This is a genomic window from Pseudomonas sp. B16(2017) (assembly GCF_002113205.1).
In the GTDB taxonomy this organism is placed as follows: Bacteria; Pseudomonadota; Gammaproteobacteria; order Pseudomonadales; family Pseudomonadaceae; genus Aquipseudomonas; species Aquipseudomonas pharyngis.
The window spans coordinates 1-16220 of record NZ_NEKA01000025.1 but is presented as its reverse complement, the minus strand read 5'-3'; the positions used below and the strand labels follow the sequence as shown (position 1 = coordinate 16220).

11 protein-coding genes are annotated in these 16220 nt (G+C 61.4%); 6 read left to right on the top strand and 5 right to left on the bottom strand.

Features of this window, described 5'->3' with window-relative positions; genetic code table 11:
* Positions 1 to 10 precede the first annotated feature (10 nt).
* From zipA to CAG25_RS27330, 3 genes are all read right to left on the bottom strand, one after another.
* Complete coding sequence (gene zipA, locus CAG25_RS27340; protein ID WP_085613290.1) at positions 11 to 877, bottom strand: cell division protein ZipA; 867 nt, start codon at positions 875 to 877, stop codon at positions 11 to 13.
* Between the two features lie 259 nt (positions 878 to 1136).
* Positions 1137 to 4625 (bottom strand): chromosome segregation protein SMC, encoded by a 3489-nt coding sequence (gene smc / locus CAG25_RS27335; protein ID WP_085613289.1) that lies wholly within the window; start codon positions 4623 to 4625, stop codon positions 1137 to 1139.
* Positions 4626 to 4627: 2 nt separating this feature from the next.
* Positions 4628 to 5287: a GntR family transcriptional regulator gene (locus CAG25_RS27330; protein ID WP_039770022.1), complete on the bottom strand. Its 660-nt coding sequence runs from the start codon at positions 5285 to 5287 to the stop codon at positions 4628 to 4630.
* Positions 5288 to 5553: 266 nt separating this feature from the next.
* Between CAG25_RS27330 and xdhA the strand changes: the two genes are divergently transcribed.
* From xdhA to guaD, 4 genes are all read left to right on the top strand, one after another.
* Positions 5554 to 7008, top strand: a complete 1455-nt coding sequence (gene xdhA, locus CAG25_RS27325) for a xanthine dehydrogenase small subunit (protein WP_085613288.1) — start codon at positions 5554 to 5556, stop codon at positions 7006 to 7008.
* The gene (xdhB, locus tag CAG25_RS27320) at positions 7001 to 9394 is read left to right on the top strand and encodes a xanthine dehydrogenase molybdopterin binding subunit (RefSeq protein WP_085613287.1); all 2394 of its coding nucleotides are present in this window, start codon (positions 7001 to 7003) and stop codon (positions 9392 to 9394) included. The genes xdhA and xdhB overlap by 8 nt, the downstream gene beginning before the upstream one ends.
* A 127-nt stretch (positions 9395 to 9521) precedes the next feature.
* Positions 9522 to 10379: a xanthine dehydrogenase accessory protein XdhC gene (gene xdhC / locus CAG25_RS27315; protein WP_039770016.1), complete on the top strand. Its 858-nt coding sequence runs from the start codon at positions 9522 to 9524 to the stop codon at positions 10377 to 10379.
* A gap of 13 nt (positions 10380 to 10392) precedes the next feature.
* Positions 10393 to 11697: a guanine deaminase gene (gene guaD / locus CAG25_RS27310; RefSeq protein WP_085613286.1), complete on the top strand. Its 1305-nt coding sequence runs from the start codon at positions 10393 to 10395 to the stop codon at positions 11695 to 11697.
* Between the two features lie 157 nt (positions 11698 to 11854).
* Here guaD and CAG25_RS27305 read toward each other — a convergent pair whose 3' ends face one another.
* Positions 11855 to 12619: a GntR family transcriptional regulator gene (locus tag CAG25_RS27305; protein ID WP_007952027.1), complete on the bottom strand. Its 765-nt coding sequence runs from the start codon at positions 12617 to 12619 to the stop codon at positions 11855 to 11857.
* A 224-nt stretch (positions 12620 to 12843) separates the two neighbouring features.
* Here CAG25_RS27305 and CAG25_RS27300 point away from each other — a divergent pair, with 224 nt between their 5' ends.
* Positions 12844 to 14034, top strand: a complete 1191-nt coding sequence (locus tag CAG25_RS27300; protein WP_039770013.1) for a benzoate/H(+) symporter BenE family transporter — start codon at positions 12844 to 12846, stop codon at positions 14032 to 14034.
* Positions 14035 to 14094: 60 nt separating this feature from the next.
* On the opposite strand, the gene CAG25_RS27295 is transcribed toward CAG25_RS27300, so the two are convergent.
* A complete protein-coding gene (locus CAG25_RS27295) occupies positions 14095 to 14439 on the bottom strand; it encodes a YggL family protein (RefSeq protein ID WP_039770011.1) in 345 nt (114 codons plus the stop codon).
* Positions 14440 to 14672: 233 nt separating this feature from the next.
* On the opposite strand from CAG25_RS27295, the gene dacB reads away from it, so the two are divergent.
* Positions 14673 to 16133, top strand: coding sequence for a D-alanyl-D-alanine carboxypeptidase/D-alanyl-D-alanine-endopeptidase (dacB, locus tag CAG25_RS27290; protein ID WP_039770010.1), 1461 nt, complete (start codon positions 14673 to 14675; stop codon positions 16131 to 16133).
* Positions 16134 to 16220: the final 87 nt, after the last annotated feature.

Sequence of the window (16220 nt, the reverse complement as noted above, 5' to 3'; positions counted from 1 at the left end):
ACCTTTTCAATCAACGCTTCTGGGTCAGGGCGCGACGTTCGAATTCGACGATGCGCTGACGGTAGTGCTCGATGGTCTGCGCGGTCAGGACGCTGCGCTGGTCATCTTTCAATTCGCCGTTCAGTTCCTGGGACAGCTTGCGGGCTGCCGCCACCATCACGTCGAAGGCCTGCTTCGGATGACGCGGGCCTGGCAGGCCGAGGAAGAAGCTCACCGCCGGGGTGCTGAAATGGTCGATATCGTCCAGATCGAAGATGCCCGGCTTGACCGCGTTGGCCATCGAGAACAGCACTTCACCGTTGCCAGCCATGCTTTCGTGACGGTGGAAGATATCCATCTCGCCGAAACGCAGGCCGCTTTCCAGAATGTTCTGCAGCAGTGCCGGGCCCTTGAAGCCGGCCGGGTCGCGGCAGATCACGCTGATCACCAGCACTTCTTCGGCTTGCGGCTGATCTTTATCGGCAACGGCAGGCGACGACTTGGCGGCAGATTCGACAAAATCATCATCGCGGCTGCTGAAGCTCGGGCCGCCGTCCAGATCCAGATCGAGGTTCAGGTCGCCCTGGGCCGGACCGTTGCTGCCACGCTTGCCGCGCTTGGAACCGGATTCGCGAGGCTCGCGTGCTTCGCGGGCCGGCATGCTCACCGATGGCAGATCGTGTTCGTCCAGTTGTGGCTCTTTATGGGTATCCAGCACGCGGGCCGGGCCCAGCAGTTCGGCGCTGGTGTCCTCGTCCGGCAGGTTGGACAGACTTCGGTCAAGACGGAATTTCAGTTTTCCCTTGCCGCCGCGCATACGGCGCCAGCCATCGAAAAGAATACCGGCTATCACAATGATGCCGATGACGATCAGCCACTCGCGCAGACCGATTTCCATGTAATCCCGTGCCTCTATAAAAAATGCTGAAAAATAAGGGGTTTACACTGTGCAAACCGCTTTAAAACGTGGCGCCAACTCTATGTTCTGACAGGCGTTTTGCCCACGTATACGAAAAATTGACATTAAACTAGCACGACCAAAGACAACTTTACACCGTCTGTCTCATTGGCTTGCGCGATTATGTCGATTGGCCAGCAAGTCGAAGCCGGTAAATATGTCCTACAGACTACAAATACCTTTTCCGACACGCGCCGACTCAGGCATCCACCATCGCCATCGCCTCCTCGACATCCACGGCTACCAGTCGCGAACAACCCGGCTCGTGCATCGTCACACCCATCAACTGGTCAGCCATTTCCATGGCGATCTTGTTGTGGGTGATATAGATGAACTGCACGGTCTGCGACATCTCCTTGACCAACCGTGCGTAGCGTCCAACGTTAGCGTCATCCAGTGGTGCGTCAACTTCATCGAGCATGCAAAACGGCGCCGGATTCAATTTGAAGATCGCAAAAACCAGTGCCAGTGCGGTCAGCGCTTTTTCACCACCGGAGAGCAAATGGATGGTGCTGTTCTTCTTTCCGGGCGGCTGCGCCATGATCGTCACCCCTGTATCGAGTAGATCTTCGCCCGTCAGTTCCAAATACGCCCGCCCGCCACCGAAAACTTTTGGGAAAAGTGCCTGTAAACCGCCATTGATCTGATCAAAGGTATCTTTGAAACGGTTACGGGTTTCCTTGTCGATCTTGCGGATGACGTTTTCCAGGGTCTCCAGGGCTTCGACCAGATCGGCGTCCTGGGCGTCCAGATAACGTTTACGCTCGGATTGTTGCTGGTATTCGTCGATCGCCGCGAGGTTGATCGCGCCCAGGCGCTGAATGCGCGCGGCGATGCGTTCAAGTTCTTCTTCGGCAGCCTTCTCGCTGGCCTCGGCAGTCAAGGTGTTGAGCACGCCGTGCAGGTCGTAGCCGTCTTCCAGCAGTTGATCCTGCAGGGCCTTGCGGCGCACGGTCAGGGCCTGCCATTCCATGCGTTGCTGTTCGAGCTGGCCACGGATCAATTGCGATTGCTGCTCGGCCTGGGTCCGGCGTTTTTCCGCGTCGCGCAGTTCGCGGTCGGCGTCTTCCAGAGCGATCTGGGCGGTCTTGAGTTCGTCGTCGACGCTCATGCGCTTGTCGAGCAATTCTTCGAGTTTGAGGCGCAGCTCTTCCAGCGGCGCCTCGCCCTCCTCCAGATTCAGGCTGAGCTGTTCACGCTTTTCAGTCAGGCGCTCGGCCTGCATTTCCAGACGCTCAAGGGCCTGACGGGTCGAGTCGTGTTGTGCCCGCAGCGAACCGAGGCGCACGGCCAATTGATGCGCGTGATCCTTGTGCTGACGGGCTTCCTGACGCACGCGATCCAGGCGTTCGCGCAGACTGTCACGCTGGGCCAGCAGCAACTCGCGCTGCTCGGTGTCGAGGGCCATGGCGTCGAGGGCGTCCTGCAACTGGATCCGCGCTTCGCCGATGTTTTCGTGTTCCAGTTCGCGCTGCTCGGCGAGCTCGACCAGTTCTTCGTCGAGACGGGTGCGACGCAGATTCAACTGCTCGGCCTTGGCTTTGCCGGCGGACAGTTGAGCTTTCAACTCGCCTTGTTGACGGGCTTCGTCTTGCAGCAAACGACGCAAATGTTCGCGGCCGTTTTCCTGCTGACGCTGTTGCGCGCGCAGGGTTTGCAGACGGGTTTCCATGGCCTCGACCGTGGCTTCGCGCTCTTCGCGCTCCGCATGCAACGATTCAATTTCCTGGCCGCGTGCAAGCATGCCGCTTTCGGCTTCGCTGGCGCGACGCACTCGCAGGAAATGCCGGCCGACCCAGTACCCGTCGCGGCTGATCAGGCTCTGCCCGGCAGCCAGTTGACCACGCAGGGCCAGCGCCTGTTCAAGGCTGTCGACCGGTTTGACCTGAGCAAGCCAAGGCGACAGATCGACCTGCGCCTCGACCTTGTCCAGCAGACTGCCAGCCACGCGCACGCCGTCGTTGCCGGGGCTGAGCAAACGCAGATCGCCCTGGGCAAAACCGGACAGATCGAAGCCGTCGAAATCATCCACCAGCACCGCTTGCAGATCGGCGCCGAGCACGGTTTCCACCGCCAGCTCCCAACCGGCCTCGACCTTCAGGCCTTCGGCCAGACGCGGGCGTTCGGCGAGGTTGTGTTCCTTCAGCCATTCGGCAGTACCGGTGCCCGGATCGAGCGCGGCCTGCTGCAAGGCTTCCAGCGATGCGAGGCGGCCATTGAGGCGCTGCAAATCGCCCTGCGCCTGCTGCTGCGCAGTCAGTGCCTGCTGCAATTCCTGGCGCAACTGCTCAAGTTTTTCGACCTGGGCTTCTTCGCTGGTCTGCAGATCTTCAAGGGTGGCCTCGGACTCGGCGAGCTGTTCGCTGAGTTCCATGATCGCCGCGTCTTCCGGATCGGCCGACAGCAACGCCCGCTCTTCGCCGAGACGCTTTTGCCGATCGGCCAGACGCTCCATGCTGGTTTCCAGCTGCTGGATGCGCGACTGCTGCACTTCGGCCTGACGACGGGGTTCGGCGGCGGTCAGGTTGAAGGCGTCCCACTGCTCCTGCCAGCCGTGCATGACGGCTTCGGAATCTTCCAGCGCAGCGGCGGCTTCTTCTGCGGCGGCGTTGGTGATTTCCTGCTCGGGAGTCAGTTGATCAAGTTCTTCGCCAAGGGTCAGCAGCAAGGTGCGGTCGTGGCCCAGGTGCGATTCGGTTTCGAGGCGTGCGCGCTCGGCTTCTTTCAGATCGTCCTGCAATTGGCGCAAGCGTTGCTGACCGTGCTGGATGCTCTGCTCGACCCGGGCGATGTCGCCGCCGACCGAATAGAAGCGCCCCTGCACCAGATTGAAGCGCTCGGACAGGTCATGGTGACCGTCGCGCAGGCGTTCAATGGCGGCGTCGGCGTTGCGCTGCTCGGCAACCAGCGCTTCGAAGCTGATTTCCTGGTTGCCGATGATCGATTCACGCTGGCTGACCTGATCGTTCAGATCCTGCCAGCGCAGGGCCGACAGTTGGGCCTTGAGCTGGCGTTCTTCAGCCTTGTATTCCTGATACTTCTTGGCGGCCTCGGCCTGACGGTGCAGGCGTTCGAGCTGACGTTCGAGCTCTTCGCGCAGGTCGGTCAGACGGGCCAGGTTTTCGTGGGTGCGGCGGATGCGGTTTTCGGTTTCGCGTCGGCGCTCCTTGTACTTGGAGATGCCGGCGGCTTCTTCGATGAAGTTACGCAGGTCTTCCGGTTTGGACTCGATCAGCTTGGAGATCATCCCCTGTTCGATGATCGAATAACTGCGCGGGCCGAGGCCGGTGCCGAGGAAAATGTCGGTGATGTCGCGACGACGGCATTTGGCGCCGTTGAGGTAATAAGTCGTCTGGCTGTCGCGGGTCACTTTGCGGCGGATCGAAATTTCCGCGTAGGCCGCCCACTCGCCCAGCAGCGTGCCGTCGGAGTTGTCGAACACCAGCTCGATGCTCGCCTGGCTCACCGGTTTGCGGCTGGTCGAGCCATTGAAGATGACGTCGGTCATCGACTCGCCGCGCAGGTTCTTGGCCGAGCTTTCGCCCATCACCCAGCGCACGGCGTCGATGATGTTCGACTTGCCGCAACCGTTCGGCCCGACGACCGCCGCCATGTTGCTGGGGAAGTTCACCGTGGTCGGGTCGACGAAGGATTTGAACCCCGCCAGCTTGATGCACTTGAGCCGCAAGGTCAGGCAACCGTCAGGGCGGACACCACCAGATCGCAGCTGCGCTGGGCGTAAGCCGTCAGCACGATGCGGATCTGCGGCAGGTCACGGGCGAGGACGGCGGCGAGCAGGCGTTCGAACAGGTCGAGGAACTCGCTCATCTCGGCCTTGCGCTGCTCCAGCGCGAGGAAGTACGCACGGCTCATGGCCGGTTGCAGGTTCTCGACGGTTTCCTGCAGGTACGGGTTGTTGGCGAACGGGTACGCGGCGCGCATGACGTTGAAGCTGTCGTCGACGAAGGTGCGGATGTCCTGACGCTCGTAGCTGGCGGTCAGGCGCTGCTGGATCTGCACGAACGGCGCCATGTCGGCCTGGGTCTGCCAGCCATTGGCCACGGCGTTGCCGAGCAGGATGTACAGCTCGCTCATCAGCGTGCACAGGCTCTGCACCTTGTGCGCCGTAAGCTCGGTGACGTGCGCGCCGCGGCGCGGCAAGATCGCGATCAGGTGACGGCGCTCGAGGATCAGCAAGGCTTCGCGGACCGAACCGCGGCTGACGTTCAGCGCCAGCGTGACCTTCTGTTCCTGGATGCGCTCTCCCGGCTTCATTTCGCCACGAATGATCCGTTCGGCGAGGTGGTGAGCGATTTGCTCGGCGAGGCTGTCCGGCGCCTTGAACGTCATGGTTGTCCTTCAAACTCTTCGATCTGCACAAGCGGCGCAGTGTAGCGCAATGCGCGGTCATGGCGGAGTGCCCGCACAGCGGTTTTTGGCACGATTCCCGCAAAAAAGCGCTTGATCCAATGAGGGTCAATACTGAAGAGACACGCGGTTGAGCGACAAAACGGCTTTTCCTGACCTTTAAGTCAGAAAACCATTGACCGAAAAGTCAGACCTGCTAAATTCGGCTCAAGTCGCTCAACAACAATAATGAGTCTGCGAGGCCTTCCGTGATCCAGTTTTTACTTAACCAGGAACTCCGTAGCGAGCACGCCCTGGACCCGAACCTGACTGTGCTCAACTACCTGCGCGAACACGTGGGTAAATCCGGCACCAAAGAAGGCTGCGCCAGCGGTGACTGCGGCGCGTGTACGGTGGTGGTCGGCGAGTTGCAGACGGATGACGATGGCCGCGAACATATTCGCTATCGCAGCCTCAACTCGTGCCTGACATTCGTTTCGTCGCTGCACGGCAAACAATTGATCAGCGTCGAAGACCTCAAGCACAAGGGCGAACTGCACAGCGTGCAGAAAGCCATGGTCGAGTGCCACGGTTCGCAGTGCGGTTTCTGCACCCCCGGTTTCGTGATGTCGCTGTTCGCCCTGCAAAAGAACAGCGATGCACCGGATCAGGCCAAGGCCCACGAAGCGCTGGCCGGCAATCTCTGTCGCTGCACCGGCTACCGGCCGATCCTGGCCGCCGCCGAACAATCCTGCTGCGCCAAGCAACCGGACCAGTTCGACGCCCGTGAAGCGGAAACCATCGCCCGCCTCAAAGCCATTGCCCCGACGTCGATCGGCGAACTCAACAGCGGCGACAAACGCTGCCTGGTGCCGCTGACCGTGGCCGATCTGGCCGATCTCTACGACGCTTATCCACAGGCCCGCCTGCTGGCTGGCGGCACCGATCTGGCGCTGGAAGTCACTCAGTTCCACCGCACGTTGCCGGTGATGATCTACGTCGGCAACGTCGCCGAAATGAAGCGCATCGAAACCTTCGAAGACCGCATCGAAATCGGCGCCGCCACCGCCCTCTCCGATTGCTACGAAGCGTTGACCGCCGAGTACCCGGACTTCGGCGAACTGCTGCACCGCTTCGCCTCCCTGCAGATCCGCAACCAGGGCACTTTGGGCGGCAACATCGGCAACGCCTCGCCGATCGGTGACTCGCCACCGCTGCTGATCGCCCTCGGCGCGCAGATCGTGCTGTGCAAGGGCGAGACCCGCCGCACACTGGCGCTCGAGGATTACTTCATCGATTACCGGGTCACTGCGCGTCAGGAAAGCGAGTTCATCGAGAAGATCATCGTCCCTCGCGCCACCGCTGAGCAGCGCTTCCGCGCCTACAAAGTCTCCAAGCGTCTGGACGATGACATTTCTGCCGTCTGCGCCGCGTTCAACCTGCGCATCGAAAACGGCGTGATCACCGACGCCCGCGTCGCCTTCGGCGGCATGGCCGCGATCCCGAAACGCGCCGCTCATTGCGAAGCTGTGCTGCTCGGCCAGCCGTTCAACAACGCTGTGATCGAACGTGCCTGCACCGCGCTGGGCGAGGATTTCACCCCGCTCTCGGACTTCCGCGCCAGCAAGGAATACCGCCTGCTCAGCGCGCAGAACCTGCTGCGCAAATACTTCATCGAACTGCAAACACCGCACATCGAGACTCGGGTGACCGCTTATGTCTAACCATCACGGCGTAGAGAAAACTCAAGCTGAACTGGCTGAATTGTTCGCCAGGGACCTGACCACCGGCGTCGGCCGCAGCGTCAAGCACGACAGCGCCGCCAAGCATGTGTCCGGTGAAGCGCAGTACATCGATGACCGGCTCGAATTCCCTAACCAGTTGCACGTTTACGCGCGGCTGTCGGATCGCGCCCACGCGAAAATCATCAGCATCGACACCCAGCCCTGCTACGCCTTTGAAGGCGTGCGCATCGCCATCACCCATGAAGACGTGCCGGGCCTGAAAGACATCGGCCCGCTGCTGCCGGGTGATCCGCTGCTGGCTATTGATGACGTGCAGTTCGTCGGTCAGCCGGTGCTGGCCGTGGCCGCGAAAGATCTGGAAACCGCACGCAAGGCCGCCATGGCCGCGATCATCGAATACGAAGATCTGGAGCCGGTGCTGGACGTGGTCGAAGCCCTGCGCAAACGCCACTTCGTGCTCGACAGCCACACCCATCAGCGCGGCGATTCAACTACCGCACTGGCTACGGCTGAACATCGCATTCAAGGCACGCTGCACATCGGCGGCCAGGAACACTTCTATCTGGAGACCCAGATCTCCTCGGTGATGCCGACCGAAGACGGCGGCATGATCGTTTACTGCTCGACGCAGAACCCCACCGAAGTGCAGAAACTGGTGGCCGAAGTCCTCGACGTGTCGATGAACAAGATCGTGGTCGACATGCGCCGCATGGGCGGTGGTTTCGGCGGCAAGGAAACCCAGGCCGCCAGCCCGGCGTGCCTGTGCGCAGTGATCGCGCACCTCACCGGCCAGCCGACCAAGATGCGCCTGCCGCGTGTCGAAGACATGCTGATGACCGGCAAGCGTCACCCGTTCTACGTCGAGTACGACGTCGGCTTCGACAGCACCGGGCGCCTGCACGGGATCGCGATGGATCTGGCCGGTAACTGCGGCTGCTCGCCTGACCTGTCGGCCTCGATCGTTGACCGTGCGATGTTCCACTCGGACAACTCGTACTACCTCGGCGATGCGACCATCAACGGTCACCGCTGCAAGACCAACACCGCGTCGAACACCGCGTACCGTGGTTTCGGCGGGCCGCAAGGGATGGTCGCGATCGAAGAAGTGATGGACGCCATCGCTCGTCATCTCAATCTCGATCCGCTGGCCGTGCGCAAGGCAAACTACTACGGCAAGACCGAGCGCAACGTCACCCATTACTACCAGACCGTCGAGCACAACATGCTCGAAGAGATGACTGCCGAGCTGGAAGAAAGCAGCCAGTACGCCGAGCGCCGCGAAGCGATCCGTCGCTACAACGCCAACAGCCCGATCCTGAAAAAAGGCCTGGCGCTGACCCCGGTGAAATTCGGCATTTCCTTCACCGCCAGCTTCCTCAACCAGGCCGGTGCCTTGGTGCACGTCTACACCGACGGCAGCATCCACCTGAACCACGGCGGCACGGAAATGGGCCAGGGCCTGAACACCAAAGTCGCGCAGGTCGTGGCCGAAGTGTTCCAGGTGGAAATGGACCGCGTGCAGATCACCGCGACCAACACCGACAAAGTGCCGAACACCTCGCCGACCGCGGCCTCCAGTGGCGCCGACCTGAACGGCAAAGCGGCGCAGAACGCTGCCGAGACAATCAAGCGGCGTCTGGTCGAATTCGCCGCGCGGCACTACAAGGTCAGCGAAGAAGACGTGGAATTCCACAACGGCCACGTACGGGTGCGTGACCACATCCTGACCTTCGAAGCGCTGATCCAGCTGGCGTATTTCAATCAGGTGTCGCTGTCGAGCACCGGGTTCTACAAGACCCCGAAAATCTACTACGACCGCAGCCAGGCCCGTGGTCGGCCGTTCTACTACTTCGCCTTCGGCGCGGCGTGCTGCGAAGTGATCGTCGACACCCTGACCGGCGAGTACAAGATGCTGCGTACCGACATCCTCCACGACGTCGGCGCCTCGCTGAACCCGGCCATCGACATCGGCCAGGTCGAGGGCGGCTTCGTCCAGGGCATGGGCTGGCTGACCATGGAAGAACTGGTGTGGAACAACAAGGGCAAGCTGATGACCAACGGCCCGGCCAGCTACAAGATCCCGGCCGTGGCGGACATGCCGCTGGACCTGCGGGTGAAGCTGGTGGAAAACCGCAAGAACCCGGAAGACACGGTGTTCCACTCCAAGGCTGTGGGTGAGCCGCCGTTCATGCTCGGCATCGCCGCGTGGTGTGCGATCAAGGATGCGGTGGCCAGCCTCGGCGACTACAAGCATCAACCGAAGATCGACGCGCCGGCGACCCCGGAGCGGGTGTTGTGGGGCTGCGAGCAGATGCGCCAGCTCAAGGCGGTGAAAGCCGTCGAAGCTGAAACCGAGGTTGTTTGATGATCGTTCCCACGCTCTGCGTGGGAATGCAGCCCGCGACGCTCTGCGTCGCATCCTGAACAGCGGACGCGGAGCGTCCAGTGATGCATTCCCACGCAGAGCGTGGGAACGATCTGAGAGGTGAGATATGTACAACTGGATCGACGCCCTCGCCGACCTGCAGAACCAGGGCGAACCCTGCGTTCTGGTGACGATCATCGAAGAACTCGGCTCGACGCCGCGCAATGCCGGCTCGAAGATGGTCGTCAGCGCCCGCCAGACGTTCGACACCATTGGTGGCGGGCACCTGGAATACAAAGCCATGCAGATCGCCCGCGAGATGCTCGCCAGCGGCAGGCAGGACACCCATCTGGAGCGCTTCAGCCTCGGTGCAAGTCTGGGCCAGTGCTGCGGCGGCGCCACGGTGCTGTTGTTCGAGCCAATGGGCCAGGTGCAGGCGCAGATCGCCGTGTTCGGCGCCGGTCATGTCGGCCGCGCGCTGGTGCCGCTGCTTGCCAGCCTGCCCTGCCGGGTGCGCTGGATCGATTCCCGGGAAGAGGAATTTCCCGAACAGATTCCCCACGGCGTGCGCAAAATCGTCGCCGAGGAACCGGTGGATGAAATCGACGACCTGCCCGCCGGCAGCTACTGCATCGTCATGACCCACAATCATCAGCTGGATCTGGAGCTCACCGCCGCGATCCTCAAGCGCAACGACTTCACCTGGTTCGGCCTGATCGGCTCGAAGACCAAACGCGCCAAGTTCGAACACCGCTTGCGTGACCGTGGCTTCGACGCCAGCGTCGTGCAACGCATGCGCTGCCCGATGGGCATCGGCGAAGTCAAAGGCAAGCTGCCTGTGGAAATCGCCATCTCCATCGCCGGCGAAATCATCGCCACCTATAACGCCAATTTCGGCCAGCACACCGCCAGCGCCGAACCGATTGCCAAACTGCTGCCGGTTTCACGCCGCAGTCAGGCCGCCACACTCAAAGCCTCAAACTGATTAGAGAACCCTCATGCCTCTGACTCGCAAAGCCTACCGCGCCGCCATCCTGCACAGCATCGCCGACCCTGCCGAGGTCGGCATCGAAGCCTCCTACGAGTATTTCGAGGACGGCCTGCTGGTGGTCGATGGCGGCAAGATCAGCGCCCTCGGCCACGCCAGTGAACTGCTGCCGACACTGCCGGCGGACATCGAGATCGTTCATCACAAGGATGCGCTGATCACCCCGGGCTTCATCGACACCCACATCCACCTGCCGCAGACCGGCATGGTCGGCGCCTATGGTGAGCAACTGCTGGACTGGCTGAACACCTACACCTTCCCGTGCGAAAGCCAGTTCGCCGACAAGGCCCACGCCGATGAAGTGGCGGACATTTTCATCAAGGAACTGCTGCGCAACGGCACCACCACTGCGCTGGTATTCGGCAGCGTGCATCCGCAATCGGTGAACTCGTTCTTCGAAGCGGCCGAGAAGCTGGACCTGCGGATGATCGCCGGCAAGGTGATGATGGACCGCAACGCGCCGGACTACCTGACCGACACTCCGGAGTCGAGCTACGTCGACAGCAAGGCGCTGATCGAGCGCTGGCACGGCAAGGGTCGTCTGCACTATGCAGTCACCCCGCGTTTCGTCCCGACCAGCACCCCGGAACAGCTGACCCTCGCCGGCCAGTTGCTCAGCGAATACCCGGATCTGTACATGCAGACCCACATCAGCGAAAACCTCAAGGAAGTCGAGTGGGTCAAGGAGCTGTTCCCGGAGCGCAAGGGCTATCTGGACGTCTACGACCACTATCAATTGCTCGGCGAGCGTTCGGTGTTCGCCCATGGCGTGCACCTGTGCGACGACGAATGCGCGCGCCTGGCGCAGACCGGTTCGGCGGTCGCGTTCTGCCCGACCTCGAACTTCTTCCTCGGCAGCGGCCTGTTCAACCTGCCGATGGCCGAGAAGCACAAACTGAACGTCGGCCTCGGTACTGACGTCGGTGGTGGTACCAGTTTCTCGCTGCTGCAAACCCTGAACGAAGCCTACAAGGTGATGCAGCTGCAAGGTGCGCGCCTGAGCCCGTTCAAGTCGCTGTACCTCGCCACCCTCGGCGGCGCGCGGGCGCTGCGTCTGGAAGACAGGATCGGCAACCTGCAACCGGGCTCCGACGCCGACTTCCTGGTGCTCGACTACAACGCTACGCCGCTGCTGAGCTACCGCCTGAAGCAGGCCAACAATATTGCCGAGACGCTGTTCGTACTGATGACCCTGGGCGATGACCGCACCGTGGCCCAGACCTATGCGGCGGGTGCGCTGGTACACCAGCGCTGAGTTTTCCCCAAGGCAAAAAAATCCCCCGAGAGCGTTCAGCGCCGGGGGATTTTTATTGCCTGTCAGGACATCTTCGCGAGCAAGCCCGCTCCCACAGGAGGAATACATTTCAAATGTGGGAGCGGGCTTGCTCGCGAATGCCGCAACAGGGTGCCGGTCAGAGCTTGACCGCCGGCCGCCCCGGCTTCTTGGTCTGCAACAGATGCGAGAACACTGCATGCAGATCGTCGGACGCGCTTTCCTCGTCGAGGTTGAGCTTGCTGTCGATGTGATCCATGTGATGCATCATCAGGTCCACCGCCAGCTCGCCATTGCGCGCTTCGATGGCGTCGATCAACTGGGTGTGCTCGTCGTAGGAACAGTGCGAACGGTTACCGCTTTCATATTGGGCAATGATCAGCGACGTCTGCGAAACCAGGCTGCGCTGGAAGCTGATCAATGGCGCGTTCTTCGCTGCCTCGGCCAGTTTCAGGTGGAATTCGCCGGAGAGACGGATGCCGGCGCCGCGATCGCCGCGAGAGAAGCTGTCGCGTTCGTCGTTGACCATCTGGCGCAGTTCGGCGATCTGCTCGGCGGTGGCGTGTTGCACCGCCAGCTCGGTAATCGCGCGCTCCACCAGACGTCGGGCGAGGAACACCTGACGCGCTTCTTCAACGCTCGGGCTGGCGACGACTGCGCCACGGTTCGGCCGCAACAGCACCACGCCTTCATGGGCCAGACGCGAGAGCGCGCGGCGAATGATGGTGCGGCTGACCCCGAAAATTTCCCCCAGCGCTTCTTCGCTCAACTTTGTGCCGGGCGCCAGGCGCTGTTCGAGGATGGCCTCGAAGATATGCGCATAGACAATATCGTCCTGGGTTCCGCTGCGGCCGGCTTTGCCTGCTCGCGGTTGTTTCTTGAGGGGTTGCAACTGTTCGTTCATGGGCACTCGAGTCGGGAAGAACGGCGGCGAATTGACCGTGACTGTAATACGGCACAGTGGGTCGCTGGCAAGTATCGCGTAAAAAACAGCGCGATTGTACACAATGGAAGGTGGCAACACGACTGTACGGCTGTTTGCGACTTCGGCTGTATTGCAACGCTCCGTTACGTTTGAGTTTAGGCTTAAACCCGAAATCCGTGGCTTGAACAAGGAACACCGCTGTCATGAACGAAATTACCCACACCCGACTGCGCCCGCTGGCGGACACATCGCCCTCCGCAATCGTCGCCGGGTTCATCGCGATGATGACCGGCTACACCAGTTCGCTGGTGCTGATGTTCCAGGCCGGGCAGGCGGCGGGCCTGACCAGCGGGCAGATTTCGTCGTGGATCTGGGCGATCTCCATCGGCATGGCGGTGTGTTCGATCGGTCTGTCCCTGCGCTATCGCACGCCGATTACCATTGCGTGGTCGACGCCCGGCGCGGCGCTGTTGATCACCAGCCTCGGCGGCGTCACCTACGGCGAAGCCATCGGCGCCTACATCACCTGCGCAGTGCTGGTGACCATTTGCGGCCTGACCGGCAGCTTCGAACGGCTGGTGAAAAAGATCCCGGCCTCCCTCGCCGCCGCGCTGCTGGCGGGGATCCTGTTCAAGATCGGCAGTGAAATCTTCGTCGCCGCACAGCACCGCACCGGCCTGGTGCTAGGGATGTTCTTCACTTACCTCATCGTCAAACGCCTGTCACCACGTTATGCGGTGCTCGCTGCGCTGCTGATCGGCACCGCGCTGTCGGGCTTCATGGGTTTGCTGGACTTCAGCGGCTTTCATCTGGAAGTGGCGACACCGGTCTGGACCACGCCGCACTTTTCCCTCGCGGCGACCATCAGCATCGGCATTCCGCTGTTTGTGGTAGCGATGACCTCGCAAAACATGCCCGGCATCGCCGTGCTGCGGGCCGACGGTTACAACGTCCCGGCCTCGCCGCTGATCACCGCCACCGGCATCGCGTCGTTGCTGCTGGCGCCGTTCGGTTCCCACGGCATCAACCTGGCGGCCATCAGCGCGGCGATCTGCACCGGCCCCCATGCCCATGAGGATCGCAACAAACGCTACACCGCTGCGGTGTGGTGCGGGATTTTCTACGGGATTGCCGGAGTGTTCGGCGCCACGCTGGCGGCGCTGTTTGCTGCGCTGCCGAAGGAACTGGTGCTGTCGATTGCGGCGCTGGCGCTGTTCGGTTCGATCATCAACGGCTTGAGCATCGCCATGACCGAGGTGAAGGAACGGGAAGCGGCGCTGATCACGTTCATGGTTACGGCGTCGGGGCTGACGTTGTTTTCCATCGGTTCGGCGTTCTGGGGGATTGTCGCGGGGGTGCTGACCTTGCTGATCCTCAACTGGCGCAAGGCTTGAGGCCTGAGTAAAAAGCAGGCATAAAAAAACGGCGACCCTCGGGTCGCCGTTTTTTCAGTATCACTTGGCCGCGTTGATCGGCTTTTCCGGATACCAGACGTCCAGCAGCGGGCTGATTTCAGTGCTGGTCAGCTCGGAGCGGGTTTTCAGCCAGGCTTCAACAGCAGCGCGCTGCTCTTCGGTGACCGAGCCGCGCTTCTGCAGGCAAACCAGACCGAAGTCGTCGCCGCCGACATAGCCCAGACCGTTGGCTTCCATGGCTTCTTTGATGAATGCTTCGAGGAAAGCGTCAATGGCTTCTTCGGACAGGTCTTCTTTGAAGCCCAGGTTCAGTTCGAAACCCAGCTCTTGAAATTCATCGACGCACAGTTTTTTGCGCAGACGCTGGGAACGGTTAGTCGCCATTGGAACAATCCTCTTAAGTAATAACGGCCGGCACTTTACCAGTTTAAGCCGGCGATTGCCCGACTCTCTGGGACGTGCGTGCGACCGCCTGTAAAAAAATAACGAATTGGCGCCCTTGCGAAAGGCACAAGCTGTAACAGCTTGGGGCATAATGCCGACACTTTCATGACCACTGAGGGCCTTTTCATCCATGTCCTCGTCTTTTTCCCCTCGGCTGTAGGGTTTTATTTCATATGATCAAATCGTTGCGTCCTCTGCTCCTGGCCGGTCTTCTTCTGCCGCTGGCCTTGCCCGTCTCCGCTGCCACCATCAACACCGCCCTGACCCCCAACGTCGAAAAAGCCCTCAAGGCCAGCAAGCTGCAGCCCACCGCCCTGTCGCTGGTGATGGTGCCGCTGGACGGTCCGGGCACGCCGACCGTGTACAACGCCGACGTGTCGGTCAACCCGGCCTCGACGATGAAGCTGGTCACCACTTACGCGGCACTGGAAATGCTCGGCCCCAACCATCAGTGGAAAACCGAGTTCTACACCGACGGCGACCTGAACGGCGGGATCCTCAACGGCAACCTCTACCTCAAAGGTGGTGGCGATCCGAAGCTGAACATGGAAAAACTCTGGCTGCTGATGCGCGACCTGCGTGCCAACGGCGTGACCCAGGTCACCGGTGATCTGGTGCTCGATCGCAGCTTCTTCGTGCAGCCGCAACTGCCGGAATTCAACGATGACGGCAACGACGAGAACAAGCCGTTCCTGGTCAAGCCGGATTCGCTGCTGGTCAACCTCAAGGCTCTGCGTTTCGTGGCTCGCAATGACAACGGCCGGGTATTGATCTCGGTCGAGCCGCCGATTGCCAGCATCAACATCGAAAACACCGTCAAAGCGCTCAACTCCAAACAATGCACCGGCGGCGTGCGCTACAACCCGGTGCCGCAGGCCGATGGCAGCGTGACCGTGACCGTGGCCGGCCAGTTGGGCGAAGGCTGCAGCTCGCAGACTTATCTGTCGCTGCTCGACCACGCGACCTATACCGCCGGCGCCGTGCGGGCGATCTGGAAGGAACTGGGTGGCAGCATCCAGGGCAAGGATCGTCTGGCCCCGACCCCGAGCAGCGCCAAAGTACTGGCCCGTGCGTTCTCGCCGGATCTGGCGGAAATCATCCGCGACATCAACAAATACAGTAACAACACCATGGCTCAGCAACTGTTCCTGAGCCTGGGCCAGAAATTCCGCAACGACGCCGACGGCGATGACGCCAAAGCCGCGCAACGTGTGGTCCGTCAGTGGCTGGCGAAGAAAGGCATCACCGCGCCGCATCTGGTGATGGAAAACGGTTCAGGTCTGTCGCGCTCCGAGCGGGTCAGCGCCCGGGAAATGGCCAACATGCTGCAAGCGGCCTGGCACAGCCCTTACGCCGCCGAGTACATCAGCTCGCTGCCGATTGCTGGCACCGACGGCACCATGCGCAAACGCCTGAAGACCACCGCGATGCGTGGCGAAGCCCACGTCAAGACCGGCACCCTGAACACCGTACGGGCGATTGCCGGCTTCAGCCGCGACGTCAACGGCAACACCTGGGCGGTGGTGGCGATCCTCAACGACAAGGCCCCGTTCGGCGCATCGTCGGTGCTGGATCAGGTGCTGCTGGATCTCTATAAACAGCCGCGGACGCCGCAGACTGCTTCGGTTCTGTAAGCACGCCACAAAACACTGTGGGAGCCAGCAGGCTGGCTCCCACACGTTTAGTGCCTAGTTCATCTGCCGCTCAACCCGATCCCGCCC